Origin of the sequence: uncultured Senegalimassilia sp. (genome assembly GCF_934632265.1) — a bacterium.
Lineage (GTDB): Bacteria > Actinomycetota > Coriobacteriia > Coriobacteriales > Eggerthellaceae > Senegalimassilia.
The window spans coordinates 1-8,103 of the sequence record NZ_CAKTYH010000089.1 but is presented as its reverse complement, the minus strand read 5'-3'; the positions used below and the strand labels follow the sequence as shown (position 1 = coordinate 8,103).

Below are 8,103 nucleotides of genomic sequence, written 5' to 3'. Positions count from 1 at the left end.
CCTCTCGGAGTTCTCTCAACCGAAACGGGAAAACTCCGAGAGGTTTATCGTTCTACGCGCTTGTTTTGACGCTCACGATCCTCTCGATTAAGGAGGTATGCCATGAAGTTCCATAAGGTTAAGGATGTATCGGCTCTTCCCGATATGAAGCTGAGCGTGCAGTTCGCAAACGGCACCACAAAGATTTACGACGTCAGGCCCCTCGAGCAGCGTTTTGTCGCTTTCAAGGCTTTAGAGGACGAGGCTCTCTTCGGCAGCGTGGCTGTCGACCAGGGCGGTTACGGCATCATCTGGAATGACGACCTCGACCTCTCCTGCGACGAGCTTTGGGAGGAGGGCACGGAAGTCGTGACTCCCTTCGATGGGCTTATGTCGTTCTCCGATGCAAGCGAGCTGTGGGGTCTGAGCGAGTCGACGCTGCGCAAGGCCATCGCGTACGGAAAGATCGTCCCAGGAGTTGACGCTCGCAAGTTCGGGAAGCAATGGGTGGTCAACCGCAGCGCAATGTCGCGAGAGTACGGCGACCCCATAAGCGCTTAACCGTCCCCGCATGAACGCACCTCCGTCCCCTGTTCACACGAGAAGCGGCAGCGGCGGGGCTTACCCCGCCGCTTCTTGGATTACAGTTGCCAGGTTTCGGTTTCTTTTTGTAGGGCTATCATTCGGGCGAATTGGCCGTCGGCGGCTTTCAGGTGCTCGGGCGATCCTTGTTCGGCTACTTGGCCGTCTTTGAGGACCACTACTTTGTCAGCGGCTTCGACTGTGCGCATGCGGTGCGCGATCACGATGACCGTTTTGCCTGCTAGCAGCCTTGAGAGAGCCGATTGCACCTTGGTTTCGTTCTCCACATCAAGCGATGCGGTCGCCTCGTCGAGCAGTACGATGGGCGCGTTCTTCAACAGCGCGCGGGCGATCGAGATGCGCTGGCGCTCGCCGCCGGAGAGCTTGGAGCCGTTCTCGCCGATCTTCGTGTCGTAGCCCTGCGGCATGCGGCTGACGAACTCGTCGCAGTTCGCAGCCCGCGCGGCGGCCAGCACCTCGGCGTCGGTGGCGTCGCGGCGGCCAAGGCGGATGTTGCCCATCACCGTGTCGTCGAACAGCAGCACGTCCTGGAACACGATGGCATAATCGCGCAGCAGCGTTTCGGGATCCACCGTGGACACGTCGACGCCGCCCACGCGCACCGTGCCGCCCGTGGCGTCCCAGAACCGCGCGGCCAGGCGCGCGCAGGTGGACTTGCCCGAGCCCGACGGCCCCACCAGCGCCGTCACCTGGCCTTCCCGCGCCGTGAAGCTCACGTCGGCCAGCACGCGCTCCCCTGCTCGACCGTCGTCGCCGGCGCCGTAGGAGAACGCCACGTGGTCGAACTCGATGTCGTGGCCCGCTGGCGCGAACTCGGCCGTGCTCGATGCCATGGGCTCCTCCATGATCGAGCGCATGCGCGCCGCCGACGTCTCGGAGGCGAACAGCTCGCTGACCAGCGCGAGCGCCTGGTCGAACGGGGCGTAGATGCGCGAGATCACCAGCAGGTACGCGAACATGACCATGAAGTCGATCTGGCCCGCGGCGATAAGGGCCGCGCCCGCGATGAGCGTGGTGGCGATGCCCAGGCGCAGAATCGCGTACGCCGTGTTCACCAGCAGGCCGTTGGTCAGCTCGCCCTTCGCGCATTCGCGCTCGGTGGCGTCGATCGTGGCGTTCAGGCCCGCCAGGTAGTGCCGCTCCTGATTGGTGGCACGGATCTCGCGCACGCAGTCGAGCGTCTCCTGGATGCCCTGCGTCACCTTCAGCTTCGCCATCCTATTGCGCTCAAACACCGGCTTCATCGGCTTGCGCGTGGCGAACAGCAGGGCAAAAGCCACCGGAACGCTCCAAAACGCCGCGATCGAAAGCTGCCAGCAGAAGAACAGCGAGCCCACGAACACGATGGACGTCGAGATCACGGCGCCCCACAGCTCGCCGAGCACATGGCTGTAAGCGTGCTCCATGGCCTGTACGTCGCCCATGATGGTTTCGGTCAAATCGGCCAGATCGCGCCGACCGAAGAACGAAAGCGGCAGTTTGCGCAGGCGCTCGGCGATCTCGATGCGCTGATTGCCGCATTCCTCGTAGTAGATGCAGTAGGAGTAATAGTACTGCTGCCAATTGGACAGCAGCAGCGCCGCGAAGAACACCGCAAGCCCTATGGCGAACGGCGCCGCGGCAGGCAGGTCGGCGCCTTCGATCAGGTGCTTCACGAACCCGTCCATCACCAGGAACAGAAACGCCATGCCGGCCATGGTGACCAGGTTCGTGACGCACGTCCAGAACACGCCGCGCTTCACGCCGGACATGCCCTTGTCCGAAAGGAAGTACTTCTTCTTGAACGAGGCGAACATCATGCCTCACCTCCCTTCAGGGCTGCCGCTTCCGTTTGCGCGCCCGCGATCTTCCAGCTTGCGGCCTGCTCGTAGTCGGCCCACATGGAGGCGTACAGCCCGCCGGCTTTAACCAGTTCGGCATGCGTTCCGCGCTCGGCCACGCGGCCCTGATCGAGCACCACGATCTGGTCGGCGCCCACCACCGTCGAGAGCCGGTGGGCGATCATGATCACCGTGCGGTTCTCGGCCAGCTTCGCGAACGCGCGCTGGATGAGGGCCTCGTTCTCGGGGTCGGCGAACGCCGTGGCCTCGTCGAGCACCACGATGGGCGCGTCCTTGAGGATCGCGCGGGCAAGGGCGACGCGCTGCACTTCGCCGCCCGACAGGTACGCCCCGCCGGCGCCCAGGCGCGTGTCGATGCCCTGCGGCAGCTTCGCCACGATCTCGTCGCATTGCGCGGCGCGCAGCGCGGCCAGAACCTGCTCGCGCGTGGCATCGGGCCTGGCTGCGCGCACGTTTTCCTCGAGCGTCTGGCTGAACAGCTGGTTGATTTGGAAGACGAACGCGATCTTGTCCATAAGCTCGTGCGGGTCGGCGTCGCGCACGTCCACGCCGCCAACGAGCACGCGCCCGGCGGTGGCGTCCCAGAAGCGCGGGACCAGGCTTGCGCACGTCGACTTGCCGCCGCCCGACGGCCCCACAAGCGCAAGGGTCGTGCCGGCGGGGACTTCGAAGCTCACGTCGTCGAGCGCGTTGGTTAGGGCGCCTTCGTAGGCGAACGACACGTGTTCGAAGCGCACGTCGCCGCCTTCGATGGCGCGCGGGTTCGCGGGGGTCTCGAGCGGCTTCGCCTCCAAGATCGCGCGCACGCGGCCGAGGGAGTCGCCCGCCATCTGCGACGCCTCGCTCATGAACATGAGCTTCGCCATGGCCGTGGGGATGACCGCCGAGAAGATGGCGTAGAAGGCGAAGTCGGCCACGAAGCTGGGGAAATCCGCTTCGCCCGGCGCCAGGATAAGCGCCACGGGAAGCAGGAACACCACCAGGCCGTTGAGCACCGACAGCTGAAAGACCTGCGGTTTTCGGCAGAACGTGCCCGCGTAGTCCTGCGCCATGCGCGCGTAGTCCGCGATGGCGTCGTGGAACGCCTTGAAGGAGTGCACCGTTTGCTGAAACACCTTCACCACGGGGATGCCGCGCACGTATTCGGTGCCGGTTTCGTTCATGCGCACAAGCGCGCCCATGTAGCTTTTCATGAACTCCATGCCCTTGCCGGACATCATGGTCATGAGACAGCAGACCGAGATCACGACCGCGACCAGGCACGCAAGACCAAGGCGCCAATCGAAGGCGAACAGCAGCGCGAGCATGCCGACCACCATGGCGATCGAGCCCGCCGCATCGGGCAGCACATGCGCGAGCAGCGATTCGGTGCTGGCGGCGCAGCCGTCGATCACGCGGCGCAGCTCACCGGTTGCGTGCGTGTCGAAGTAGCCGAGCGGCAGGCGCATGAGGTGCTCGGTGGTTTGCTTGCGCATGTTCGACGCCGTGCGGAACGCGGCCAGGTGCGTGCACATGAGCGCGAGGAAATAGGCCGCGATCGAGGCGACCGCGCCGCCGATGGCCCACCAGCCGTACGCGGCGATGCCGTGCGCGGCCTGCCAATTCGGCGCGACTTCGATAAGGTCGCGCGCGACAAGCCAGATGCACACGTAGGGCACGAACCCGAGCAGCTGCGATACGGCGCTGAGCGCCAGGCCGAGATACGTGAGCGGTTTTCTGCTGCCTGCAAAGTCGAGGAGCTGGGAGATGTCGTTGCGCTTGGGGGTGGGCGTGGTTGCTGGCGGGGCGGCGGCGTTTGCCGCTTCGCCGGCGGTTTGGCGAGGTGTTGGGCGGGGTTCCTCTTCGGCCATGTTCGTTCCTTCCCTATTCGGGGCTTTTGCGCGGCGCGTTTTGGGCGTTTTGCCGGCGCGGAATGCCCCTTGCTAGTTACCTTCGCGTAACTTATCATGCAAGGAAGCCTTGGCAAACATTCCCGCTGAGCGCGTGCACGAAACCGAAACAACGAGAGACGAATCCGAATGTCCGACGCTTCCGCCTACAACGCCATCCCGCGCGCGGTTCGCTCGCTGTACGAGCCGCAGCTCGAGCAGTTCGGGATCGTCGTCCGCCGCAACGGCGAGGGCTGGTCGGGCACGGGTCGGAGCGCGTGGGGCCGCGGGTCGGCCTGGGGCATGCCCGTCGGGGATTTCTGCATCGCGTTCAGCCACGAGGTGTATATGGAGCGCGATATGGCGCTAGTCGAGTCGCCCGAGAGCGCGTATGCGTGCGTGTGCATGGTGTCGGAGGATTCCAAGGCCACCATGCCGCGGATGATCGACCGGCCGCGGGCGCTGCTCGACGGGTCGCTGTACTCGTTCGTGCAGCCTGCGGGCTCGTTTTCCGGTACATTGCGCCGGGGAGGCCTGTATTCGTCGCGCTGCATCTGCTTTCTGCCGCAGTATTTCGAGGAGCTGGATCGACGCTGGCCAGGCGCGTTCTCGGGCATGTTCGAGCGGTTCGGAGGCACGTGGGACGAGGCGCAATCGCGCATCATCATGTCAGCGTTGCTGGGGACCGGGCCGCAATGCCAGCCGGGTTCGGCGCTGCTCATCCAGGCGCGCGTCGAGCAGATGGTGGCCGCGCTGGCCGCATCGTGCGCCGGCGACGATGCCGCGCGTTGCGGCTCTTCGACGCACAAGCGGTCGGGGCTTGCCCTTGAGGCGCAGGCCGCCATCGAGCGCATGCTCGACGAGGGACGCGCGCCCGGGCTGGACGAGCTTGCGAGCATGCTGTTCGTAAGCCGCTCTCACCTGTGCGCGGCGTTCTCGCGCGAGACGGGGCAAAGCATCGGGCGATACGCCAAAGCGCGCCGGATTGAGCGCGCGAAGTCCCTGCTTGCAAGCGGTAATTCGGTCGCGTACGTGGCAGCGCGGCTAGGCTGGCCGCGACCCTCGGCGTTCTCGCAAGCGTTCAAGCAAGCGACCGGAACCTCCCCCACCGAATGGCGCGACGCGCGGGAGGGATAGCGAGGAGCGAGCGACGTGCGAGAGTTGCGCAGCAAGACTACGTTTTCGTTAGATGGTTGGCAGGAGTTTTGCCTGCCGGGGCCGATCGCGCCTCGCCAACGTTCCGCGTGAACACACCTCCGTCCCCTGTTCATTCGGCCATCTCAAGAGATGCGGGTGTCTTGTACGTCATCGTATCGCTCCTTCCGGAATTCCTGAATCTACAAGGAGGACTTTTAGAAGGGACGCTCCCTTGGCTTTGCCAAATTTGCCGCCAAGCATTTCTTCCAGCCTTGCGAAGTCGAAGCCGCCGCTTGAGGATGCGGCGTCGCGCAGCGCATCGGCAACGAGCGATGGATCCTCTCGGTCGAGCATCAAGTCGAACACCGTGCGCTCAGGTCTGGTGACGGGGATGCCCCGCTCGAACGAGACGTCCCTTCGGTTCACATGGCGAACACCGAACTTGGCGAATGGGCTTCGAGAGTTGATGCGCTTTCCTGAATAGATTCTGTATGGCGAAAGAGGCAGGTCGCCCATGCCGTTGAGATAAGCCGCGCTTGAGCCGCCGATGCATATGCCATCCCATTTTGTCAGTCGTTCATGCGCGAACAGCTTCGGGTTGGTGAGCTTCCAGAGGGCGACAAGCCCATCGGTCTCGCTTGATCCCGAGCCTATAAGGCGGTATGCCCCGTGGGCAACGCGCTCGAGGAGCCCGGACGCGCAGGCGTCATGCAGGGCATCGCGGGGAATGCCGAGCCTAGCCGCTTGAGCGGTGGTAAATACGCCCTCAGATTCCGCGAGCTCCAGGATCGCTGATATGTGATTCCTTTTAGTCATGTTGCAATTGTAGGCTGATTCCCTACAATTGCAACATCTCGCATCATCATATTCGCATCGTTCAAAGCGCATCCGGCCGTAGCGTCGGCGCCGGCAGCGCCCTCGTAGGCCTCTCGCGCACGCTTCCCTCTTGCTGGCGATTTTGTGTGGTCGGGCGGTGGGCGGCTTTGCCGCGTTACCATAAACACCCTCTTGCGGCTAGGCATGCCGTACAATCTGAAGACACATCACGCTCCATCCGGGGAAACGGCCCGGTTGGGGCTTTGTCGTCTCCATCGCCCGGCGGGCCGCGTTGCAGGAGCTTTGAAACCGACCATCCCGACGCGAAACGAAGGCCATGCAGCGAGACAAGATCAAGCCCATATTATTCAGCATCATCAAGCACTCCAGCAAAGAGGAGCTGCGCCGCCAGATCCCGAAGGACGTCGTCTCGGGCGTGGTGGTGGCCGTGGTGGCGCTGCCTCTTTCCATCGCGCTGGCCATCGCATCGGGCGTAGGCCCTGAGCAGGGTCTTTACACCGCCATCGTCGCGGGCTTCCTGATCGCGTTCTTGGGCGGCAGTCGCGTGCAGATCTCCGGCCCCACCGCCGCCTTCGCCACCATCGTCGCGGGCATCGTGGCCACCGACGGCATGGAGGGCCTGGTGGCGGCCACCATCATCGCCGGCGTGATGCTCGTGCTCATGGGCCTGCTGAAGCTCGGCACGCTCATCCGCTTCGTTCCCTACACGATCACCACCGGCTTTACCGCGGGTATCGCGGTGACCATCGTGATCGGGCAGATCAAGGACCTGCTGGGGCTGACGTACCCCACCGGTACCGTTACCGTCGACACCACGGACAAGATCAGCGCTCTGGCCGCCAACATCTCCACGGTGAACTGGCAGGCCGTGCTGGTGGGCGTGGTGTGCCTTGCCATCCTGATGCTGTGGCCGAAGGTGTCCAAGCGCATCCCCGGCTCGCTGGTTGCCGTCATCGTGGGCGCCGCCATGGTGCCCGCGTTCGGCCTGCAGGTCAACACCATCGGCGACCTGTACACCATCGAGGCGGGCCTGCCCACGCTGCAATTCCCCCAGCTCAGCCTGGACCTGTTCCGCGACGAGCTTGCCAACGGCATCACCATCGCCATCCTTGCGGCCATCGAGTCGCTGCTATCGTGCGTGGTCGCCGACTCCATGATTTCCGGCCATCACCGCTGCAACATGGAGCTGGTGGCGCAGGGCGTCGGCAACATGGGCTCGGTGCGGTTCGGCGGCATCCCCGCCACGGGCGCCATCGCGCGTACCGCCGCCAACGTGAAAAGCGGAGGCCGCACGCCCATCGCCGGCATGGTGCACGCCGCGGTGCTGCTGCTGGTGCTGGTGTTCCTGATGCCCTACGCTGCGCTCATCCCCATGCCCACCATCGCCGCTATCCTGCTGCAAGTAGCCTACAACATGTCGGGTTGGCGCAACTTCGCCCACCTTTGCGCCACCGCCTCGCGCGGCGCCGTGGCCACGTTGCTGCTGACGTTCACGCTGACTATCGTGTTCGACCTGGTCACCGCTATTGCCGTGGGCATGCTCATCACGGTGGTGCTGTTCATGAAGATGGTTTCCGAGGAGACCGAGGTGAAGGGCTGGACGTACTTCTGCGACAAGGACTCCGAGGTCACGCACCTACGCGAGCTGCCCAAGAGCGTGCGCGTGTACGAGATCAACGGCCCGATGTTCTTCGGCATGACCGACCGCATCTCCGACATCTCGGTGAAGGATTTCACGAAGTACCTGATCATCCGCATGCGCGGCGTGCCCTCGCTGGACGCCACGGGCATGAACGCGCTGGAGAACCTGTACGAGTACTGCGCGGAAAACGGCGTGC

General features: G+C 64.2%; 6 protein-coding genes. 3 read left to right on the top strand and 3 right to left on the bottom strand.

The window, feature by feature from the left end; all coding sequences use genetic code 11:
* Positions 1 to 102 precede the first annotated feature (102 nt).
* Positions 103 to 540 carry a DUF2442 domain-containing protein gene (locus Q0H50_RS07080; protein WP_294420871.1) on the top strand — a complete coding sequence of 146 codons (438 nt, stop codon included), beginning with the start codon at positions 103 to 105 and terminating at the stop codon, positions 538 to 540.
* Positions 541 to 620: 80 nt separating this feature from the next.
* Here the strand turns inward: Q0H50_RS07080 and Q0H50_RS07075 are convergent, their stop codons facing one another.
* Both Q0H50_RS07075 and Q0H50_RS07070 read right to left on the bottom strand, forming a co-directional pair.
* Positions 621 to 2,381 carry an ABC transporter ATP-binding protein gene (locus Q0H50_RS07075; protein ID WP_366936649.1) on the bottom strand — a complete coding sequence of 587 codons (1,761 nt, stop codon included), beginning with the start codon at positions 2,379 to 2,381 and terminating at the stop codon, positions 621 to 623.
* Positions 2,378 to 4,273 (bottom strand): ABC transporter ATP-binding protein, encoded by a 1,896-nt coding sequence (locus Q0H50_RS07070; RefSeq protein WP_294420869.1) that lies wholly within the window; start codon positions 4,271 to 4,273, stop codon positions 2,378 to 2,380. Before Q0H50_RS07070 ends, Q0H50_RS07075 begins: the two co-directional genes overlap by 4 nt.
* Before the next feature lie 168 nt (positions 4,274 to 4,441).
* On the opposite strand from Q0H50_RS07070, the gene Q0H50_RS07065 reads away from it, so the two are divergent.
* Entirely contained in the window at positions 4,442 to 5,428 is a 987-nt protein-coding gene (locus Q0H50_RS07065) for an AraC family transcriptional regulator (RefSeq protein WP_294420867.1), read from the top strand.
* Between the two features lie 168 nt (positions 5,429 to 5,596).
* Here the strand turns inward: Q0H50_RS07065 and Q0H50_RS07060 are convergent, their stop codons facing one another.
* Positions 5,597 to 6,244: a type IV toxin-antitoxin system AbiEi family antitoxin domain-containing protein gene (locus Q0H50_RS07060; protein ID WP_294420864.1), complete on the bottom strand. Its 648-nt coding sequence runs from the start codon at positions 6,242 to 6,244 to the stop codon at positions 5,597 to 5,599.
* A 337-nt stretch (positions 6,245 to 6,581) separates the two neighbouring features.
* On the opposite strand from Q0H50_RS07060, the gene Q0H50_RS07055 reads away from it, so the two are divergent.
* A partial coding sequence (locus tag Q0H50_RS07055; protein ID WP_294420862.1) for a SulP family inorganic anion transporter occupies positions 6,582 to 8,103 on the top strand: 1,522 nt, incomplete at its 3' end.

What these genes read in the sequence shown, in the direction of transcription:
- Q0H50_RS07080 (WP_294420871.1), top strand. Translation starts at nt 103, where the DNA reads ATGAAGTTCCATAAGGTTAAGGATGTATCGGCTCTTCCCGATATGAAG.
- Q0H50_RS07075 (WP_366936649.1), bottom strand. Translation starts at nt 2,381, where the DNA reads ATGATGTTCGCCTCGTTCAAGAAGAAGTACTTCCTTTCGGACAAGGGC.
- Q0H50_RS07070 (WP_294420869.1), bottom strand. Translation starts at nt 4,273, where the DNA reads ATGGCCGAAGAGGAACCCCGCCCAACACCTCGCCAAACCGCCGGCGAA.
- Q0H50_RS07065 (WP_294420867.1), top strand. Translation starts at nt 4,442, where the DNA reads ATGTCCGACGCTTCCGCCTACAACGCCATCCCGCGCGCGGTTCGCTCG.
- Q0H50_RS07060 (WP_294420864.1), bottom strand. Translation starts at nt 6,244, where the DNA reads ATGACTAAAAGGAATCACATATCAGCGATCCTGGAGCTCGCGGAATCT.